16 protein-coding genes are annotated in these 17,606 nt (G+C 44.9%); 9 read left to right on the forward strand and 7 right to left on the reverse strand.

Annotated elements, in window-relative coordinates; genetic code table 11:
* Positions 1–232: 232 nt before the first annotated feature.
* The 6 genes from ACUUHJ_RS09340 to ACUUHJ_RS09365 form a co-directional block, all read right to left on the reverse strand.
* On the reverse strand, positions 233–1,225 hold the full coding sequence (locus tag ACUUHJ_RS09340) for a GNAT family N-acetyltransferase (RefSeq protein ID WP_472298754.1): 993 nt from the start codon (positions 1,223–1,225) through the stop codon (positions 233–235).
* 469 nt (positions 1,226–1,694) lie between these two features.
* The gene (locus ACUUHJ_RS09345; RefSeq protein WP_289677024.1) at positions 1,695–1,841 is read right to left on the reverse strand and encodes a hypothetical protein; all 147 of its coding nucleotides are present in this window, start codon (positions 1,839–1,841) and stop codon (positions 1,695–1,697) included.
* Between the two features lie 685 nt (positions 1,842–2,526).
* A complete protein-coding gene (locus tag ACUUHJ_RS09350) occupies positions 2,527–2,610 on the reverse strand; it encodes a YjcZ family sporulation protein (protein WP_012685423.1) in 84 nt (27 codons plus the stop codon).
* Between the two features lie 243 nt (positions 2,611–2,853).
* Positions 2,854–3,213, reverse strand: coding sequence for a VOC family protein (locus ACUUHJ_RS09355; RefSeq protein ID WP_289677027.1), 360 nt, complete (start codon positions 3,211–3,213; stop codon positions 2,854–2,856).
* A gap of 121 nt (positions 3,214–3,334) precedes the next feature.
* The gene (locus ACUUHJ_RS09360; protein ID WP_289677028.1) at positions 3,335–3,850 is read right to left on the reverse strand and encodes a hypothetical protein; all 516 of its coding nucleotides are present in this window, start codon (positions 3,848–3,850) and stop codon (positions 3,335–3,337) included.
* Positions 3,851–4,404: 554 nt separating this feature from the next.
* Positions 4,405–4,944, reverse strand: coding sequence for a M23 family metallopeptidase (locus tag ACUUHJ_RS09365; protein ID WP_289677029.1), 540 nt, complete (start codon positions 4,942–4,944; stop codon positions 4,405–4,407).
* Positions 4,945–5,177: 233 nt separating this feature from the next.
* Between ACUUHJ_RS09365 and ACUUHJ_RS09370 the strand changes: the two genes are divergently transcribed.
* A complete protein-coding gene (locus tag ACUUHJ_RS09370) occupies positions 5,178–7,358 on the forward strand; it encodes a glycosyl hydrolase family 18 protein (RefSeq protein ID WP_472298755.1) in 2,181 nt (726 codons plus the stop codon).
* 246 nt (positions 7,359–7,604) lie between these two features.
* On the opposite strand, the gene ACUUHJ_RS09375 is transcribed toward ACUUHJ_RS09370, so the two are convergent.
* Entirely contained in the window at positions 7,605–7,847 is a 243-nt protein-coding gene (locus tag ACUUHJ_RS09375; protein ID WP_472298756.1) for a hypothetical protein, read from the reverse strand.
* 268 nt (positions 7,848–8,115) lie between these two features.
* Here ACUUHJ_RS09375 and ACUUHJ_RS09380 point away from each other — a divergent pair, with 268 nt between their 5' ends.
* The 8 genes from ACUUHJ_RS09380 (at position 8,116) to ACUUHJ_RS09415 (ending at position 17,602) form a co-directional block, all read left to right on the forward strand.
* Positions 8,116–9,648 carry a YcdB/YcdC domain-containing protein gene (locus tag ACUUHJ_RS09380; protein ID WP_472298757.1) on the forward strand — a complete coding sequence of 511 codons (1,533 nt, stop codon included), beginning with the start codon at positions 8,116–8,118 and terminating at the stop codon, positions 9,646–9,648.
* A gap of 409 nt (positions 9,649–10,057) precedes the next feature.
* Positions 10,058–11,263 carry an ROK family transcriptional regulator gene (locus ACUUHJ_RS09385; protein WP_472298758.1) on the forward strand — a complete coding sequence of 402 codons (1,206 nt, stop codon included), beginning with the start codon at positions 10,058–10,060 and terminating at the stop codon, positions 11,261–11,263.
* 152 nt (positions 11,264–11,415) lie between these two features.
* Positions 11,416–12,696 (forward strand): ABC transporter substrate-binding protein, encoded by a 1,281-nt coding sequence (locus tag ACUUHJ_RS09390; RefSeq protein ID WP_472298759.1) that lies wholly within the window; start codon positions 11,416–11,418, stop codon positions 12,694–12,696.
* A gap of 71 nt (positions 12,697–12,767) precedes the next feature.
* On the forward strand, positions 12,768–13,727 hold the full coding sequence (locus ACUUHJ_RS09395; protein ID WP_472298760.1) for a carbohydrate ABC transporter permease: 960 nt from the start codon (positions 12,768–12,770) through the stop codon (positions 13,725–13,727).
* Positions 13,728–13,784: 57 nt separating this feature from the next.
* Positions 13,785–14,600 carry a carbohydrate ABC transporter permease gene (locus ACUUHJ_RS09400; RefSeq protein WP_026133913.1) on the forward strand — a complete coding sequence of 272 codons (816 nt, stop codon included), beginning with the start codon at positions 13,785–13,787 and terminating at the stop codon, positions 14,598–14,600.
* A 28-nt stretch (positions 14,601–14,628) separates the two neighbouring features.
* Complete coding sequence (locus ACUUHJ_RS09405) at positions 14,629–15,618, forward strand: Gfo/Idh/MocA family protein (protein ID WP_472298761.1); 990 nt, start codon at positions 14,629–14,631, stop codon at positions 15,616–15,618.
* A gap of 19 nt (positions 15,619–15,637) precedes the next feature.
* On the forward strand, positions 15,638–16,612 hold the full coding sequence (locus ACUUHJ_RS09410) for a Gfo/Idh/MocA family protein (RefSeq protein WP_472301163.1): 975 nt from the start codon (positions 15,638–15,640) through the stop codon (positions 16,610–16,612).
* Between the two features lie 15 nt (positions 16,613–16,627).
* Complete coding sequence (locus ACUUHJ_RS09415) at positions 16,628–17,602, forward strand: Gfo/Idh/MocA family protein (RefSeq protein WP_472298762.1); 975 nt, start codon at positions 16,628–16,630, stop codon at positions 17,600–17,602.
* The last annotated feature ends 4 nt before the right edge of the window (positions 17,603–17,606 follow it).

A 17,606-nucleotide genomic window follows, 5' to 3' on the forward strand; every position in this document is an offset into this window, starting at 1 on the left:
TTGTAGGTCGTCCGGCAAGAAAAGTTTACCATAAATATAGGAGTGTGAGACAATTTTAAGGGAAATTATCAAGGGATTTACAGCTAGTGAAGAATGTGAAACACCATTAGGTTTGTACCCAGGGAGGGAACAAGGGACGGTTTCGGTAATGAAGTTACCAACACTCGTTATTAAGTGTCATTCTAAAATTAAAACAAGCTGATCCATTGTAGATCAGCTTGTTAGGAAATTACTACTCTTTCACCAAGGTTATTCTGCTATCAATAAGGCGAGAAACTCTGTAAGAAACAGGAAGGAAGCCTTGACGAGGCCAATAACGTGAAGATTGTAAATTCGTTTCTCTCCAATCCGTCATGCAGGAGACATATCCTTTTTTCTTCGCATGGGCAAGTCCATGCAGGGTAAGTGCATAATTGATACCTTGCCCGCGATATTGATCTAGAGTACCAGCCACCCCTAATTCAACACAACGATCCGGTACATTCAAATTTACATTACTTCTATCGAAGGGGAAATATCCTTGAAAAGAAACAATTTTTCCATCTTTTAAGGTGATCCAGAAATCGACATCAGGATCATCAAGGAGACCTGCATAACCTTTACGTAATTCCTCAGGGTCATCACGTAAAGAATAAGCAAAAACGGGTGCCTTATTTTGATGAATTCGAATAATGTTTGCAATCTCCTCTACCAAACTACGATCTTCTGGGGATGCCAGGCGAATTTCCACATTTGGAATGCTCAAGGGGAGGGGAAATTCCCGATCAAATAATGAGAGCAATGCATGTGTTTGTTCAAAGCCAAATCCTAAACGGAACCAAGAATGAAGTAATTCTGGTTGACTGGCTGGAATTAGCGCAAAATGACTGAAATATCCCTCATCTACCCATAGTTGAGAAGCCTCTGAATAAAGATCTCTATATAATTCAACGGAGGTATTGCGAGAAATTGCATGACCCTCCAAGTTCATCCAGACATGACGACCTCGAAGAGGGTTTTCCATCTTTTGTCCAATGAGGTATCCGATTAATTTACCATCTTCCATTGCTGCGACTCCGCTACTGTTTGGTCTTGACCATATCGTTTTAACAGCAGTCGTTGCATAATTTTCATCTTCACATTCAATTGGTAGTACCGATAGAATTTCTCGATCTAGTTTATGACGTTTGGACAATAGTTGCCCAGCTTCTGAGATTAACTCATCCGTAAATGGTATGAAATACATAAAATGGACACCTCTGTTTTTTTATCATCATAAAGCTGCTCTTAATCTGTTGCAATTAGTTTTGCCCTGGAAAGTGAAGCAAAATGAAAGATTCTCTTTTCGGTTCCTATGAGTGAAGGATATGTCAGGATGCAGGCGTTAGGTTAAATCGGGATCATTCTTTTCCAATACCCCTTTGGATATCAAAAGAACGAAGTATATGTATGTAATTATGGCCGGGATCAAGTAGGATAAGAAGGTTCCTCCAATATTCCAACCATTAAAATATTGTACTTTGCCAAAATAAAAGGCAATAGATTCCAAAAGCGTTTGGGCAACAGAAAAAAATAGTATCCAGAGAACTGGCTGGGTTTTCGTTCGGAAAATGAGAAAGTAAGTACAGCAGGCAATAACAGGGAATAGTCCGAGGTTCATTGGAAGCACGGAAGCGGTCTTGACCTCTAAAACAGGTGTCAATATCCAGTAATGGTTATAAATAAATCCCCCAGACATTAACGATGTACGACAGGACCGATGCAAATGGACCAATCGTGAGAACGATTTTAGGTGATCGCAAATACAACCAGATTCCAAAAATCCATGGAAATACGAAGCCAAGCAAAATGTTTATAAGCATTGCTTTGTTTTCTCCTCAAATTCTTTTTCATGAACATTATTGCCGTTGGATACAAGACTTATCACAATGCTCAAATAGAGGTTTGAAAAAAAGAGAGGGAATATGTATAAGCTCCTTTGGGTCGGGGCCTTGAACCTAGCAATTGCAAGGGAAAGGAAAGAGGTTTATAACGAAATTTAATGGAATAGTGATGATGGTGAACGTCTCATTGCTACCAGTGTAGACCCGAACACGAAAACCATTTGGTCCGACACTGAGAAGACATCCAGTAAATGTATCGAATATGGTTCTTATTACAACAATTCTGTTGATTAATCGGACTGCTTTTCTACGATTCTTTCTTTGTATTTCTAAGGACACTCTTCTCGACGAAGTTGTAACACCTTTTTGTGCCGCCAATTCTCGCACCTCCTTTTAAACGATCTTGCCTACTCTATTTGATGTTTTTGTGAGAGAGATGCGTATACTTCGCCTCCGTACGTCAGATTACTCAACTCGCTTCTCTCACATGGTATAGGGAATGCAAATAGGGGATGCTTGGCAACTGATACGAGCCTAGGGTAAACGTAAATGTGCTAATGAATGCGCAAATTTATTTATTAAAGGCATATCCAAATGAACGACAAGTCTAGCGGGAAATTATGTAAAAAGGGCAGCTTATAAAGCTACCCAAAAACATTGAAAATTACTCGCAACTGCAAGCAACAATTACCAACAGGACGAAGAGAACCAAAATTAAAGAAAAGTCATCAAAAAAGCCAGCGCTCATGAATGTCACTCCTTAATTGTGATTGAGGGTACTCCCCAAATTAAGGTATGTCATCTAACGAATTATGTAAGGGCGTTTGTACATGAAAAAAATAATGGGTGGAAAAAATGTTGTTTTTATAGTGGTTGACACAATGTGTAGGGAGTGAAACCGATGGATCGCAACTGCATGGTTAGAGTGGCTAGCCGCATGAAATGGACGGCAGGCAGAAGTGGATGAACAGCACTGAATTATGAATAGGCTTCAATTAGACTGTAGATGACCAAGAATGTTGATGAGCTTGCCAAATGGGTCGCGGACGTAGAAACGCCGAACACCCCAAGGCTCATCTGCTGGCCCATATTCAATTGGAAACCCTGCATGCTTCATCCGTTCAAGCGCTGTATCGACATCATCGACTTCAATGGATAGATCAGGAGTAAGCGTGTGGGAACCTCCCTGTGAAGCAAAACTAATTTGAACGCTCATTTCTTCGTCAGTCCCGTAAGTTGCGATCCAACTATGATCCATCAATAAATGTAGGCCGAGTACGTCCTGATAAAAGCATTTAGCTGCGGCGATATCCTGGGTGTCTATATTGGCGACAATTCGTTTGACCTTCATTTCGGACCCTCCAAATGATTAGCGTTTTTTATTAATATTTTGATTATTTTACATGAATCAAAACGCAAACGGCAACACACCTCTTACCCAATGTAAGAGGTGTGTCTATTCGCAAACTTTGTTATTTGTCTAGTAGGGAACCATCGGGAAATGCATTCTTTAGAGAGTCAGCAAGTACAATAATTTTATTCCAATCAAAATTGTATTTGTTAAAAACAGATGCGCTTGTGATGCCACGTTTAACTACTCTTCCATTTTCTTCATCTAAAAGATAGACAGTTGCACTGCTTTGAAACCTTATCAGTTGAGCATTTTCACCAATGACTTGCCCATCAGGAATACTGCTGAGAGACGGATATTCCCTAATACCATCCCAACTATTAAACAATTTAAAGTAAACATCGGCACTAACAATGCCTCTCTTTTTACCATCCATGACTACATATACAGTTGCACTGTTCGTTTCTTTCACCCGAAAACCATTCAATAGAGATGGATCTGTTGTTGCTTGGATTGATCGATTTGACTTTGAAGATTGAGAGGTGGCAGTCGTCTTATTTGCTTCGGCATACGATGGTGTAGCTAACATACTTGCTAAAAGTAATGTAGCAGAAAGGAAAGACAAGGTTCGCTTCATGAAAAACACTCCTTATTTGTAATTTATTTCCAATTCAATATGAATTTCTTGTCTATCAATAGTTTTCCTTTAGATGTATGGGGGGATTTGTTACAAAAATGTGAATACCGAGATTTTGTTGAGTTTTTTCGGAATTCCATTCAAGAAAAACCAAAAACGAGGGAGGGGAACAGGTCCTAAGTTTGTAGCTGATAGTTTACCTGACAGATTCCTTTGGTCTACAGGTTTGACAAAAACAATCCAAAGCTAGCTTTGTCTCACTTTGAAAATGTGTACCGCAAATTGGTGGACCTTATAACCAATACCCTATCCAGTAAATTGCTCCGCTGATTACCACTAATGCGATGAAAAACAATATTCTTGCTCTAACCTTTTTGGGACTTGGAGAAAAGATAACTTCCGCACCGACCCACAAAAAAAGGAGCAACGCTAAGAAAATTTTAGATAGCAGCAACAATGAAAAACACCTCCACTATATGGATAATGATACCGAATAGTCAGCTGGGTATGTGAATGAAAAAAGCCACCGTTCCTTACGGAAGGTGACTCGATCCTCATTGGGTACTTTTAGGTAGAAAATCGGTAGGATTTACTAGAGTTCCTTGTTTCATAACAGAAAAATGCAACATATCTCCTGTTTCGGATGACCCTACTTCTGCTATTTTTTGACCTTTCTTTACAGTATCTCCGGGCTTCACAAGAAATGAACCAAGGAGAATGTGACCATAGAGAGTAGTGAATTCGGAATTGTGCTTGATTATTATTGTTTCTCCAAATCCTTGTGTGCTTTCAGCGAAAAGAACGACACCATCATTTGCTGCAAAGATAGCTGTACCTTTAGCGGTTGCATAGTCCAATCCGTTATGTCCTTTTGATTTCTTGGTTTCGGGATTTATTTGCAAGCCGAAATCAGAGGAAATGACATAGGGATCATGAATGGGGGCTTCTAACAAAAAGGGTGCTTCGTTCATTTTACCAGGCTGACTCAAATTACTTGCCTCCGCTGCGAAAGCCGTTGGTGTTAAAGTAACGGCTAAAGTTAAAAGATTCAAAGCAACAATATTCCTGATCCTCATATTTTTTCCTACTTTCATATAAATTGGTTTCATTAATAAATACGAGGAAAATGGAAAAATGTAACTGTTAAGGAATTGTTGGATGTGAAAGTGGCCAAGGTAACCTACTAAGAGCCCCCCTTTCTTCCCTCGGTCGGAAAGGAGGGTTTTTTATGTTCATTCGCTTTGAATTAACCTTTTATTACCATTTATGTAAGCGCATTAGCATATTGTAATGTAAGACGTAATAAGATGGATTTGTAACAAAATCCATGAAGATCGAGAGGGATACTATGAAATTCAAGAAATGTGTGAGGAATGTGCTAATGGTAGGGGCTCTGCTTGTCACCGCCGTTTTGCCGATGGCGGCACAGGTGGCACAAGCAGAGGAAAATCAAGTCGAGGCGACTGCGGTATCCAATTACAAAATTATTGGCTACTACCCCTCATGGGGGGCTTATGGACGAAACTACAATGTAACGGATATCGATCCTAATAAAGTAACGCATATTAACTACGCATTTGCGGACATTTGCTGGAATGGCAGACACGGCAACCCAGATCCAACGGGGCCCAATCCACAAACGTGGGCTTGCCAGGATGAAGTAGGCAATATTAATGCCCCGAATGGTACGGTTGTTCTCGGAGATCCATGGATTGATGTGCAAAAATCCTATCCCGGGGATACATGGGATCAGCCGATCCGCGGAAATTTGAATCAATTGGCAAAATTAAAGCAAAAAAACCCTCAATTAAAGACATTGATATCGATCGGGGGCTGGACGTGGTCCAATCGCTTCTCGGATGTAGCAGCAGATCCGGCTGCACGCCAAGTATTTGCGCAATCTTCAGTCGATTTTATCCGGAAATATCAGATGGATGGGGTCGATCTCGATTGGGAGTACCCGGTTGGTGGAGGTTTGCCTGGAAACAGCACACGTCCAGCAGATAAGCAAAATTATACGTTGTTGCTACAGGCTGTCAGAGACAAACTCGATGCGGCTGAGGTAACGGATGGTAAACAGTACTATTTGACGATTGCCTCTGGTGCCAGCCCTAGCTATGCAGCAAATACAGAGCTTGGAAATATTGCCCAGGTTGTGGATTGGATCAATATTATGACCTACGACTTCTATGGAGCCTTCCAAAAGCAGACTGGACATAACGCGCCGTTGGCCTATGATCCGGCAGCAGGAGCAGCAGGTTTGCCAAATGCTCAGACCTATAATGTCCAAACAGCTGTAGAGGGTCATCTTCGTGACGGGGTTCCTGCCAGCAAGCTCGTTCTCGGACTGCCGTTTTACGGCAGGGGCTGGTCGGGTTGCGGAACAGCGAACAATGGGGAATATCAAAATTGCACAGGGCCTTCAACAGGAACGTGGGAACCTGGCATGCTTGACTTCACGGATATCCAAAATAATTATGTGAACAAAAATGGCTTCACACGTCACTGGAATGACGCTGCAAAAGTGCCCTATCTCTTCAACCCGGCTTCGAAAACATATATTAGCTATGACGATGTGACTTCAATCGGTCACAAAACTTCTTATATTACATCCAAAGGATTGGCAGGCGCAATGTTCTGGGAATTTAGCGGAGACCGTAACAAGGTTCTGCTAGACAAAGTGAATGGCGATCTTCTAGGCGGGACAGCACCAGTCGACAACGTTCCGCCGACAGCACCAGCTAATCTCCAAGCGACTGCCAAAACAGCGACAAGTGTTAGCCTGAGTTGGGGTGCTGCTACCGACAATGTAGGGGTTACTGGCTATGAGGTATACAATGGCACTCAGCTAGCGAAAACAGTAACTGGTACAAATGCGACGATTAGCGGGCTGACAGCTGGCACTACGTACCAATTCACTGTGAAGGCAAAAGATGCAGCAGGGAATTCCTCAGTAGCAAGCAATGAGGTAACGGTTACGACGGATACAATTCAGCCAGACAACCAACCTCCTAGCACACCTACCAATCTAGTCATTACAGGGAAAACTAGCACGAGTATCAGTCTGAGCTGGGCTGCTTCTACAGACAATATTGCGGTGACAAATTACGAGGTTTACAACGGGACAGCATTAACAGCGGATGTAACGACTACGACTGCAACTGTCACAGGACTCACACCTAACACATCGTATACCTTCTCTGTGGTAGCGAAAGATGCAGCAGGTAATGCTTCACAAAAGAGCATCGAGGTCGTAGGCGTAACAGATGCTGCAAATCCAGGAACTCCTGCATGGGTGCCAAATGTAAATTATGCAGCTGGTGATTTGGTCAGCTATCAAGGCAAGGTATACAAATGTCTGCAACCTCACACTTCTCTCGTAGGGTGGGAGCCTGCAAATGTAGCAGCTCTCTGGCAGGTTCAACAGCAAGCGGCAGTAGAAGAAGGCGATGGTTATGTAGATGAGGAGATTTTGGAGGAAACAGAAGGGAATGCAGATGCGCAGTAAGTAAAGAAGGGGCTGTCCCTCCAGTCATGAAAATGACGGAGGAACAGCCCCAATTGTTCGTTTGGAAATTAAGCAAAGGCTTTTAACAGTTGGAGGACTAATGGAATAAGATCTCCAATAAAAGTAAGAATCGCAATTGCCGTATTCATAGAAGCCCCTCCTTAAAATTCCAAATTTACTATTATTATATGAATGTTGAAAATAAGAATCAAGAAATATTTTCCACCTATACTGAAAAAAAGTGACTCATGTGAAAAAGTCATACAATGACTTGATAAAAATAACGATTTGTAAGGCAGTCACTCCAAAAATAATGACAGCCCAATTTCTGTTCTTTTTCCATTCCAATACGCCTTTCGAGGCACACATAACGACTAAGCCTACCATTGCTAATAGATGAATGAAAGCCACACCTGTTAGTAGTGCTAGAATTCCAATGACAACAACAACGGTCACGGTCGCTTTAAACCAAAAGGGCTGCTCACTCATACTAACGCCCCATTCCCTTTTTTGTAAATTTTAACATACACAAGAAAAAAGCCAAGCCATAAGGCTGTTAGAGACTTATGAAAAGCAAAGGGGGAGCATTCCGCCTTCTTACCAAGGAAGGCAGAGCGGGCATAGACGCCCATCGTTTCTTCGATTCATCTAATGAATGTATGTATATGTTACTTTTTTTAGGAAAATGAAACAAAACAGATTCAGGTTCGAATAATGAATGTGAGAAAACAAATATGAACAGACGAGGGGAAGAGAAATGATGAAAAAAGTTACGCACGCTGTGTTCCTCCTGGTGGCTGCAAGTATTGCGATGTCATCTTCTAGTGGTGCACTGGCTAGGGAGAATACGCTGGAAAAAATAAAAGTAGAGCAAATGACTCCTGAAATAAATAAGCTGGTAGAAAAAGGGGTAAAGAAAGCAGCTAGTCTCATCCCTTATTTGAAAGATTATCCTGTTAGAGAAGTAGTAGTGAAAGACACTCCTTATCTGCTCGTGAACAACTACAAGTCAAAAGAAAACAATGCAGAATTCGTTACCTTGGTGCTCGACAAAAATACTGGTGACCTGCTTGAGTTTGGCAAACAAGAGCTATATAACCAAAAGAGCCAAACGCTTTACCCGATCGACAAATCGAAAGAAATAGCCGTGTCGTTTATGAAAAAGTTGTACGGTGAAGACATGGCAGGATACCAACTGGATGGGGACGGGGTTGCGAAGGTATTCGATGGCCAAACAAATAGAATTCAGTTTGTACGTATGGTCAACGGGGTTCCTTTTCCAGATGACATGATTCAGGTACAAGTTGATCACGAAGGACAAATCACAGGAAAATCTCTTGGCATGAATATCGAAAAAATCTCCTTCGCGAACTTGGATCAGATCCTATCCAAAGAAAAAGCCGAGAAACAGTTGTCCACCTATATGAAATTACGGTATTCCCTCGATCAAGATGGAAAAACGTACAAGCTCCTCTATGTTCCTGCTTTTTCCGGTAAGTTGGATGCCGTGTCCGGCAAAGACAGCGTGAATATGCCTTATCATAGCAAAGTGAATGTGAAACCAAAGGGTGCCAGCCAGCCCGTAGCACAATCCCGTGAAGAAGCACAAGCGTATTTGACTCAGCGTACGGGTTATGATTTTGTAAAAGGGAATGTCTTTTTTGAAGATTTAACTGGTGAAAAACCCGTGATTATCAAATATTTCTGGAAAACAAAGAAATGGGAGGGACGTACTAATTATTCGTGGAGAACAGACGACGGATGGATTGGGAGCATGCTAATCGAACCGAAGACAGGGTCAATTGTGAGCTATCATGTCATCGATACAAGTGTGTCAAAGACCGCTACCAAAAAATTGACGCAAGAGCAGGCTTTGCAATTGGCCATAAATGAATTAGCAGAGATCACTCCAGCTGGTACAGGCGAGCTGCTGCTACTTCAGCCCGGAGAATATGATGAAAGTACAAATCAATACGACTTCATTTTTGTGAGGAAAGAGCAAGAGATTCCTGTTGAGGATTGGCTGACGCATATCTCGATCAACGGTAGCAACGGGAAAGTCATGGGGATCGATCGCAATGAAAAGGTCGATGGAGTGATCTCTGATCCGAAGAAGGCAATCTCCCAAGAAGAAGCGGCAGCCGCTTTGCTCAAGAAATATCCATTGCAGCTACAGTATATCTTGCAAGAGGAAGGCAAAGCTTCTCTTGTTTATACGTTACCTAGGCTATTCGATGCAAAAATAGATGCGTTGACGGGTGAGTTTTATACCTACGGGTCTACAGAATAAGTAATAAAGCGAGAAGAACCTCCCTATCCAACGGATTAAGGGAGGTTCTTTTCGTTATATGTACGGGCAATCTCCATCAGCTTGGCTTCCACATCTTCCTCATAATAAAAATGGTAGGTTAGTTCATACTGGGTGGTGCCGTTTTTTCAGATGAGAATGGCTAATGGGCCGTTATAACCGAACTTGGCTGTGCCATTCATTAGTGGAATGGTTTTCGCTTCATCGTAGCCTCATATAAAGTCTCCAGAACTATTCGAATCCAAGGTGAGATAGGCGTATGAATCGATGAAGTGGATTCAATCAGAAAAAGTTGATCGAAATCTAAGAAAAAACAAAATTGACACAAAATACAAACTTCAGTATGATCACTTTATAAAGTCATTGGAAAAATAAAGGATGAACGAATACGATGCGCAGAACTGGAGATCTAAAACTAATTCAAGAGCTCAATCGCTTTATTATACTCGACACCATTCGCCAGTTTGGGCCCATCTCGCGAAGTGATATCGCCAAAAAGCAGGGCATCAGCCCAACTACAGTCACCTCGGCAGTCAACGAGCTAATCCGTGACGGCATGGTTGCAGAAGATGGAACTGGTGAGTCAAAGGGTGGTCGTAAGCCGATTATGGTTCGCTTTTGTCCAGATGGGAAGTTTTTAATTGGCGTCTCGATTACGAATACAGCGATTACGATAGCCGAAATGAATTTGGAAGCGGCTACAAAGCAAAAGAAAGTCTATCCGGTCAAAGCTGGTCTAGTGAGTGACCTGATCATCCAGTATGTGCTGGATTCGATCGGGGACTTTCTCCAGTCGGTGGATGATGTCAGCCGTTGTTTGGGCATTTCCATCATCGCACCAGGGATTGTCGATGCAGCGAGCGGGGTCATTCGCTTCAACTCCAAGCTACGTTTGCATGATGTTCCATTAAAGGACATGGCAGAAGTGCGTTTTGGGCTAAACACATGGCTCGACAACGATGCCAATGCAATCGCTCTAGCGGAAAAAAACTTCGGTGGTGGACTGAATGCTGACAATCTCCTGTTTGTTACTGTAGGAGAAGGGGTTGGTTCGGGCCTCGTTGTAAACGGTTCCATCTTCCGTGGAAGTCGAGGTGGAGCAGGTGAATTCGGGCATACGACAGTTGATCGAAGTGGGATGCGCTGTGACTGCGGTAATGTCGGCTGTTTGGAAAACTACGTGGCGTGGCCAGCCATTTACTCAGGCTTGCTGTCCGCCATTACACGCGGAAAAGAAACGCTCGTCATGGATTTGGCTGACGGAGATATGACAAGAATCACATTTGATGTCTTTCGCCAAGCACTGCATCAAGGGGATCAGGTATGCCAAGACATCGTTGACGAAATCGCTTCATACATGTCAATCGGCATCGTGAATCTGGTGAATTTGTTCAACCCGAGCCTGATCATTCTGGGTGGAGAAATGATCCGGGACAACCAAGTGTTGTTTGAGCGCATCCAAAAACAAGTGATGGCCCAAGCGATGGGGACGATGGTCGAAGGGCTGGAATTCCGTCCAACTGTACTGGGGGCTGATTTCGAGGTCAAGGCTGCTGCTGCTGTTTTGTTACAAGATGTTTTTCACTTCAGCTTGTAACATCTTTTTATATACTTTATTCGGTCATTGGAAAAAGAAAGTTTACCCCATCAAAAATCGTTGAAAGGGGGCGAGTCGAAAAGGAAAGCGCGTCGAGTTTGGCCATATTTTGGGGGTAAAAGAGGAGAATGTAAATCGAGGAGGGGTTTCTGATGAAGAAGTTGGTTTCGATTGCAATGGCTGCTCTCTTGGTAGCAGTAGCAGGATGTTCGGGCGGCGGGCAGAGCTCCGCACCAGCTGGAACAACTGACAGTGCTGCTTCAGGCGAAAAGGTAACGCTCACCTATGCGCTGTGGGACAAAAACCAAATGCCTGCGATGGAGGAAATGGCAAAAAAGTTTAACGAAAAGAACCCGAACGTGGACATCAAGATCGAGCTAACACCTAACAAGCAATACTGGACAAAGATGGAGGCAGCCGCAACCGGTGGCACCCTGCCGGACATTTTTTGGATTAATGGTCCGCGTATCATTAAATACGCAGATAATGACATGCTCTTGCCGATTACAGATCAAATTAAGGCAGATGGCATCGATCTGAACAATTATCCGAAAGCTCTCGTTGATCTCTACACCTACGATGGACAAAACTACGCGCTACCGAAAGATTTCGACACCATTGGCCTCTGGTATAACAAGAAGCTGTTTGACGATGCAAAAGTACCGTATCCAGACGAAACCTGGGATTGGAACAAGCTGAAGGAAGTAGCAAAGCAACTGACGGATGAGAAAAAAGGCGTTTGGGGAATTGCAGCACCTCCTTATGGACAGGACGGCTTCTATAACACAATCCTTCAAAACGGTGGCTATATCATTTCGGAAGACAAGAAAACGTCCGGCTATGACAAACCGGAAACGATCGAGGGCCTCAAGTTTTGGACAGACCTGATCAACGAAAAAGCATCACCAACAGCAGCGCAATTGTCCGAAACAGAGGCAACACAGCTATTTGAGTCAGGCAAGATCGCGATGATGTACAACGGTTCATGGATGGCATCCGCTTTTTATAAGAATGAATATACGAAGGACAAGGTGGACGTGACGTATCTTCCAAAAGGGAAAGAGAACACAAGCGTCATTCACGGCCTGGGCAACGTGATTTCGGCTAATACCAAGCATCCGAAGGAAGCATGGGAATTCGTGAAATTCTTGGGCTCGAAAGAAGGGGCAGAAATCCTCGCAAAATCGGGTGCTGCGATTCCGGCATTTAACGGAACACAGGATACATGGATGCAATCCATGCCGAACTTTCATTTGAAAATTTTCATTGATCAGGCAGCTGTGGCGAAACCGTATCCGATCTCGAAGGACACGGCAAAATGGGCCAAGCTGGAAACAGAGCTCATGACCAAGGCATGGGCTGGACAAATGAGCGTAGAGGATGCATCCAAAGAGCTCGCGCAAAAAATGAACGAAATGCTTAGCCAAGAATAAAAGGTCTATGATGGATGGCTTCGCATCATGGACGAGGCCATCCTTTTTTGAAAAGCTGATGTAAGGAGGGAATGAATGCGATGAGCAGCCAGTTGCAGCCTGAAATGCACGCCGCCGTCCAGCCAAAAACGAATAAATCGTTGAATCGCATGAAAAGAAGTGATTGGTTCTGGGCGTATCTCATGATTGCTCCCACACTGATCGGGTTGGGTGTCTTTTACTTATGGCCGATCGTACAAACCATTTATTTAAGCTTTACCAAATGGGGAGGCTTCGGCAAGTACAAGTGGGCTGGCTTACATAATTACGAGCTGTTGTTGAAGGACCCTAACTTGTGGATCGCGCTGAAAAATACGCTGATTTATACAGTAATCGCAGTTCCGGTAGGTATCGCTATCTCCATTTTTATCGCTGTACTACTTAATCAGAAAATTAAGGGGATTGCGATTTATCGCACCCTGTACTTCCTGCCTGTTGTGACGATGGCAGCAGCTGTGGCGATGGTGTGGAGATGGTTGTACAACGCTGATTACGGTCTGATCAATTATTTGATGGGATCGATAGGTATTGAGGGCCCACGCTGGATATCTGATCCCGCCATTGCTTTGTATGCGGTGATTATCGTTGCCGTTTGGAGCTCCATCGGATACAACATGGTGATTTTCCTGGCCGGACTGCAAGGCATCCCGAGAAGCTATTACGAAGCGGCAGAAATTGATGGAGCGGGGCCGGTTCGGATGTTTTTCAAGATTACGTTGCCGCTGTTGACTCCTTCGATTTTTTTCGTCAGTATCACTTCCTTGATTGGGGCTTTTCAAGTATTTGACCTGATTTACCTGATGCTTGGAAGCAAAATGGGCAATCCAGCAACTGAACAAACGCAGACGATGGCGTACTTGTTCTTTACGAATGGATTTGAATCAGGAAACGGTGGCTATGCGGCCGCAGTTGCTGTCGTGCTTCTGGTGATGATCCTGATTGTTACCGCGATTCAAATGAAGTTGCAGAAAAAATGGGTTCACTATGATTAATCAAAGCTGAACAGACGGGAGGGATATGGAGTGAGTGTTTATACGAGTCGGAACAAAATGGGCAAGAAGTTGTTGATTCATTTGCTGTTGATTGCAGGTGCTCTCGTGATGATTGCGCCATTCGTCTGGATGGTTCTCACCTCGCTCAAGTCACTAGGCGAATCAACACAGGTGCCTCCGGTCATTTTGCCGACCAAGTACCAGTGGGAGAATTACACCCATATTTTTGAGATGCTGCCCTTCTTGGACTTTTATTGGAATACCGTAATCACAACTGTGGCGAAGGTAATCGGACAAGTATTCCTTTGCTCGCTTGCGGCGTACGCATTCGCGCGAATTGAATTTCCAGGGCGAAACGCCTTGTTCATCCTGTTCTTGACCGTTTTGATGGTGCCAGGCCAGGTGTTTCTGCTCCCGCAATTTATGATCATGAAGGAGCTTGGCTGGCTGAATACGTTGACAGCACTGATTGTACCTGGATTGTTCAGTGCATTCGGTACGTTTCTTCTGCGTCAGTTTTTCATGTCGCTGCCGAAAGAACTGGAAGAAGCGGCGAAGCTCGATGGCTGCAACCATTTTCAGATTTACTGGAGAATTATGCTACCGTTGGCGAAGCCCGGCTTGATCGCACTCGCTATTTTCGTAGCCTTATGGTCTTGGAACGACCTGATGTGGCCGTTGATCGTCAACAGCACGCCTGATAAAATGCCGCTCTCTGCTGGCTTGGCGTACTTGACGGGCGAGCACACCAATTTGACGAACTACCCGATTTTGATGGCGGGCTCCGTCCTTGCCATTTGGCCGATGATCATCGTTTTTATTTTCTTGCAGAAGCATTTTGTCGAGGGAATTACCCTAACTGGGTCCAAATAGACTTTTTCCCAAAAGGAGTGAAACCATTATGAATCATGTTCTGGTAATCGGAGCAGGAACCATGGGGACTGTTCACGCGAAAGCGTATGCTGCCATGGAGAACGTTAAGCTGGTCGGGATCGTCGATATCCGCAGCGAGAGAGGAAAAGAGCTGGCAGCCGAGACAAAAACAGAATGGTTTGAGAGCTATGAAGAGGCACTGGAAAAACTGGCGCAGGTCGACATTGTAGACGTGTGTTTGCCTACGTACCTTCATAAGACCTATGTGAAAAAGGCTGCGGATGCAGGCAAGCATGTCATTTGCGAAAAGCCGTTGGCCCGTGATAAGGAAGAAGCTCGTTTTATCGTTGATTATTGCCGGGAGAAAAACGTCAAGCTGTTCGTCGGACACGTCCTTCGCTTCTTCCCGGAGTACGAAAAGTCCCGTCAGCTGGTTCATGACGATGCGATTGGCAACGTTGGTGTGGCACGGACGTTCCGTGGTGGTATCTTCCCGACAGCGTGGAATGACTGGTACGCCGACTACAAAAACAGTGGCAGCCTTGTTTTAGATATGATCATTCACGATTTTGACTTTTTGCGTTGGTGCTTCGGGGATGTGGAGCGTGTGTACGCGAAAGGCTTGCTTGGTCGAGGCTTTGCACGGATGGATTACGCGCTGGTCACGCTTCGCTTCAAGAACGGCATGATTGCGCATGTGGAAGGCTCGTGGGCACATGAAGGCTTCGCGATGAAAATGGAGCTGGCAGGCAAGGAGGGTATCATTTCCTACGACAGCTCGAAGGAAAAACCGTTAGTAGCGGTTAATCGCTCGAAGCAAGCTGGCATGAACGGAGTCGCAGTTCCGGAGAGCCCGTTGCGTGAAAACCCGTATTTCCGAGAACTGAAGCATTTCATCGAGTGCATCGACCATGATCTGGAGCCACTCGTGACGGCAGAAGACGCCGTGAAAGCGGTAGAAATCGCTCGTGCCGCGCTTGTGTCAATCGAAACGGGCAAACCCGTAACTTTGGTGTAGGAGGGGACTGGACATGGACATGAAACTCGGAATCATCAGTGTTGCACATATGCATGCCTACAGTTACGCAAATGCGGTTGCGAAACTAGATGGGGTTCAATTAGTCGGGGTAGCAGACGAGGATGAAGTGCGTGGAAAGACCGCAGCTGAAAAGTTTGGCGTTCCGTTCTTCGCTAATTATCATGAGTTGCTCGCAAAGGATATCGATGCGGTCATCGTCACCTCAGAAAACGCCAAGCACCAAGAGCATACGATAGCGGCAGCGAAGGCTGGCAAGCACATCCTGTGCGAAAAACCACTGGCGACAACAGCAGAGGCTGCTCAAGAGATGATCGACTTTTGCCGCGAACAGGGCGTCATTTTGCAGACAGCATTCCCAGTGCGATTCCATCCAGCTGTTGTTCGAGCAAAGCAATTGGTGGAGCAAGGCAAAGTCGGGCGGATCATGGCAATCCGGGGTACGAACCGTGGACAAAATCCTGGTGGTTGGTTCGTCGATCCGGAAAAATCCGGCGGAGGTGCAGTGATCGATCACACGGTTCACGTTGTCGATTTGATGCGCTGGTTTATGAACGCTGAAGTGCGTGAGGTTTACGCGGAGATAGACAGCAAATTTTCCGATACGCCGATTGATGATTGCGGCATTTTGACCATGGAATTTGAAAATGGGGTATTTGCTACACTCGATTGCAGTTGGTCTCGCAACAAGGCGTTCCCAACTTGGGGAGACGTGACGATGGAAATTATCGGGACAGAGGGCACAATTTCGCTCGACGCTTTTTCTCAAAAGCTGGATGTGTATTCCAATGAAAAAGGCTTGAAGTGGGTCAACTGGGGCGATGACATGGACAGTCAATTGGTCAAGGATTTCGTCTCCAGCGTACGAGAAAAGAAAGCGCCGTCGATTACGGGTGAAGACGGCTTGCGGGCTGTGGAAGTTGCCCTCGCCGCTTATCGATCCGCTGAACAGAAGCAACCAGTCGTATTACGCTAGAACGGTGAAGGACGCATGAGTGTACGTGTAGGCATGATCGGCGTAGGTGGAATCGGGCAGCATCATCTAAAAGGCTTGTTGGCGGACGAAAGGGTAAAGGTCGTTGCAGTGTGCGACGTGAACCAAGTGGCGGCTGCTGAGACTGCTGAGCGCATTGGTGCGCATGGCTACACCTCTTGGCGTGAGCTGGTAGAGTCAGAAAAGCTGGATGCTTTGTTTGTGTGCGTCCCACCTTTTGCGCATGAAGAGATTGAGGAAGCGGCGGCTGCGAAAGGGATTCATCTGTTTGTGGAAAAGCCAATTGGGCTGGACATACAGATAGTAAATGAAAAGCAAGCAGCGATTGAAAGGGCAGGGATTATCACCGCGACTGGCTATTGCCTGCGTTATCTCGATATCGTACAGGAAGCGAAAGCGTACTTGGAAGGCAAGTCGATTGCACTCGTCCGCGGTCATTATTTGACCAAGTTCGTTACGACACCTTGGTGGAGGGAAATGGGCAAGTCAGGTGGACAGCTTGTCGAGCAGGCGACACATACGCTGGACATGATGCGGTATTTGGCTGGCGATATCGAGAAGGTCTATGCGCAGATGGCCTTGCTCGTCTCGCGTGACATTCCAAACATCGATATTCCAGACGTGACTTCCATTAGTATGGTGTTTCAGTCAGGGGCGCTAGGACATCTGGATACGTGCTTCATTCAGCCGGATCACCGTACGAATGTAGAAATCTTGGGCAAAGATTTCCGCGTCATGATTGACGGAAAGCAATTATCGATCATCGATGAGCAGGGAGCGCGTACAAAAGAGAGCACAGTGGATATGTACGTGGAGCAAGATCGGGCGTTTATCACCGCGATTGTGACAGGGGATCGCAGCTTGATTCTGTCGCCGTATGAATCAGCGAGAAAGACGCTGGAAGTAACATTGGCAGCGAATCAGTCGGCACAAGAAGGAAAGCCTGTCACTATTTTGAGAAAAGGGGAGTGAGGCG

The sequence above is a fragment of the Brevibacillus schisleri genome (genome assembly GCF_055685845.1).

Bases quoted from the DNA above. Each gene is read 5' to 3' on its own strand.
- ACUUHJ_RS09340 (WP_472298754.1), bottom strand. From the start codon at position 1,225: ATGTATTTCATACCATTTACGGATGAGTTAATCTCAGAAGCTGGGCAA.
- ACUUHJ_RS09345 (WP_289677024.1), bottom strand. From the start codon at position 1,841: ATGCTTATAAACATTTTGCTTGGCTTCGTATTTCCATGGATTTTTGGA.
- ACUUHJ_RS09350 (WP_012685423.1), bottom strand. From the start codon at position 2,610: ATGAGCGCTGGCTTTTTTGATGACTTTTCTTTAATTTTGGTTCTCTTC.
- ACUUHJ_RS09355 (WP_289677027.1), bottom strand. From the start codon at position 3,213: ATGAAGGTCAAACGAATTGTCGCCAATATAGACACCCAGGATATCGCC.
- ACUUHJ_RS09360 (WP_289677028.1), bottom strand. From the start codon at position 3,850: ATGAAGCGAACCTTGTCTTTCCTTTCTGCTACATTACTTTTAGCAAGT.
- ACUUHJ_RS09365 (WP_289677029.1), bottom strand. From the start codon at position 4,944: ATGAAAGTAGGAAAAAATATGAGGATCAGGAATATTGTTGCTTTGAAT.
- ACUUHJ_RS09370 (WP_472298755.1), top strand. From the start codon at position 5,178: ATGAAGATCGAGAGGGATACTATGAAATTCAAGAAATGTGTGAGGAAT.
- ACUUHJ_RS09375 (WP_472298756.1), bottom strand. From the start codon at position 7,847: ATGAGTGAGCAGCCCTTTTGGTTTAAAGCGACCGTGACCGTTGTTGTT.
- ACUUHJ_RS09380 (WP_472298757.1), top strand. From the start codon at position 8,116: ATGATGAAAAAAGTTACGCACGCTGTGTTCCTCCTGGTGGCTGCAAGT.
- ACUUHJ_RS09385 (WP_472298758.1), top strand. From the start codon at position 10,058: ATGCGCAGAACTGGAGATCTAAAACTAATTCAAGAGCTCAATCGCTTT.
- ACUUHJ_RS09390 (WP_472298759.1), top strand. From the start codon at position 11,416: ATGAAGAAGTTGGTTTCGATTGCAATGGCTGCTCTCTTGGTAGCAGTA.
- ACUUHJ_RS09395 (WP_472298760.1), top strand. From the start codon at position 12,768: ATGAATGCGATGAGCAGCCAGTTGCAGCCTGAAATGCACGCCGCCGTC.
- ACUUHJ_RS09400 (WP_026133913.1), top strand. From the start codon at position 13,785: ATGGGCAAGAAGTTGTTGATTCATTTGCTGTTGATTGCAGGTGCTCTC.
- ACUUHJ_RS09405 (WP_472298761.1), top strand. From the start codon at position 14,629: ATGAATCATGTTCTGGTAATCGGAGCAGGAACCATGGGGACTGTTCAC.
- ACUUHJ_RS09410 (WP_472301163.1), top strand. From the start codon at position 15,638: ATGAAACTCGGAATCATCAGTGTTGCACATATGCATGCCTACAGTTAC.
- ACUUHJ_RS09415 (WP_472298762.1), top strand. From the start codon at position 16,628: ATGAGTGTACGTGTAGGCATGATCGGCGTAGGTGGAATCGGGCAGCAT.